Genomic DNA, 1,760 nt, shown 5'->3' with positions numbered 1-1,760 from the left:
CGGCCCGCGTCCTGTAGGGGCGAAGCATTCGGATAAAAAATCTACGGTTTCACCGATAGGTTATTGCCCGAATGCTTCGCCCGTACTTTTTGCCGCAAACCCTAGATAGAGTCCTATAGCAGCGGGCAGAAGGCAGTATTTTCGCTGCTTTTGCCCCCTTTTAGAGAGATTCTTCGCTCACGGAACCATCTTCCTGCACCCAGGCGAGATTTTTAATCATTCGATCGCGGGCATAGGTACGAATTTGTGCCTCGCTGCGACCCCCTAAATCGATCGCCACTCTCAGATTCGGATCACCGGTGCGAAGGGAGCGAGCTTTACTAAAAGTCGCTATCTGGGCGTTATTACCCAAAGGGATAAGCAACCAGTCGAGGGGGGCAGCTTGAGTGGGTAAAGTCTGCCCCGATAATAAACTTTCGTGCAGTTCTTCGATATTCAGGGAAAAACCGATACCCGGAGCCGATTGGCCCTGGGGATGAAAAACGCCCAATAATTGATCATAGCGTCCGCCCTGGCCTAAAATACTGAGATTTTGCTGGTGATCACTAACCGCTTTAAAAACGATGCCGGTGTAGTAATCAAAGGTTTGAATCAGACTTAAATCGAGAATTAGGGGGAAAGGCCCAGAGCGATCGGCATTAAGCAGCTCTACTAGGGATTTAAGGTTATTAACGGCTTTTTGGGCTGATTCTTCCTGGGCCAATACTGCCACTTGTGCGAGGACATCCTCAGGATTACCGCGCAGCTGGAATAATTGTCGGGCTTGCTGCCGGAGGATTTCGTTAGGATAGGGAAGATTTTCGAGGCTAACGTAGTCGAGGAGGGCTAAACAGCGTTTCACCTGTTCGCGTAAGGGATCCGGAAAGGGAGAAAGTAGCGAACGAGTCAAACCCGCTTCTCCTAAAATAATCTGCCAGTTAGGGACGGCCAAACTATCGAAACAGTCGGCCAGGAGCAGTAAAATCTCGGCATCGGCTAGTAAACCGCCAGAAAAGAGCAGTTCTACCCCCGCTTGATAGAATTCCACTTGACGACCGTGATAACCGGCGCTAGGGCGACGAAAAACGTTAGCCCGATAACAGAGACGTTGGGGATAGGACTCCCCACTCATGCGGGTGACGGCACTGCGGGCAATGGAAGCGGTTAATTCAGGGCGTAATCCCGATAGTCCTTGACTATCCCCGTGGAGTTGGATCACGGTGCTGGGATCGATCGCACCGCCTGCGGTGAGGGTATCGAGCCATTCAATGGTGGAGGTGACGATCCTTTGATAGCCCCAACGCTGAAAGACAGACTGAAGGCGATCGTTAATCCAGCCTTTTTGGGTAACTTCTAGGGGTAATAAATCCCTTGTCCCCGCCGGGGGTTGATGAATCATGGGAGTTTGCTAATCAAAATCGGTGGCACTGGTCAGTCCTATTTCACTTTACGACAAGTTGTGACCAGTTTCCTGATGGGTAAAAACCCCTAACAAATCCTCTTAGGGGTTTTTATCTCAAATGTCGGGGTGAAGACAGCAATTCTAAATTTGCCCTGTAGCAAGGCTTTTGGGGGTTAGTTCCCATAATACGGGGTCAAATTCAATGGGATTGCAAATTTCATCGAAAATTTTGGGTCTGAAACCCCGTCGTTCTACGACGGCTTTACCGTCAAATATTAGCACATTTACACGATATATGCTAGAATGCGGGATATGGAAAAAGCCTATTCGTTTCGATTTTACCCCACACCAGAACAAGAGTCGCTATTGCGGCGCACAT

2 protein-coding genes are annotated in these 1,760 nt (G+C 49.5%); one reads left to right on the top strand and one right to left on the bottom strand.

Features of this window, described 5'->3' with window-relative positions; all coding sequences use genetic code 11:
- Positions 1-160 precede the first annotated feature (160 nt).
- Complete coding sequence (locus PX481_RS07175; protein ID WP_002760878.1) at positions 161-1,378, bottom strand: ATP phosphoribosyltransferase regulatory subunit; 1,218 nt, start codon at positions 1,376-1,378, stop codon at positions 161-163.
- 315 nt (positions 1,379-1,693) lie between these two features.
- Between PX481_RS07175 and PX481_RS07170 the strand changes: the two genes are divergently transcribed.
- A partial coding sequence (locus PX481_RS07170) for a helix-turn-helix domain-containing protein (RefSeq protein WP_155117941.1) occupies positions 1,694-1,760 on the top strand: 67 nt, incomplete at its 3' end.

This window comes from Microcystis sp. M53603_WE2 (genome assembly GCF_030065435.1).
This window is presented reverse-complemented; position numbering and strand designations above follow the sequence as displayed.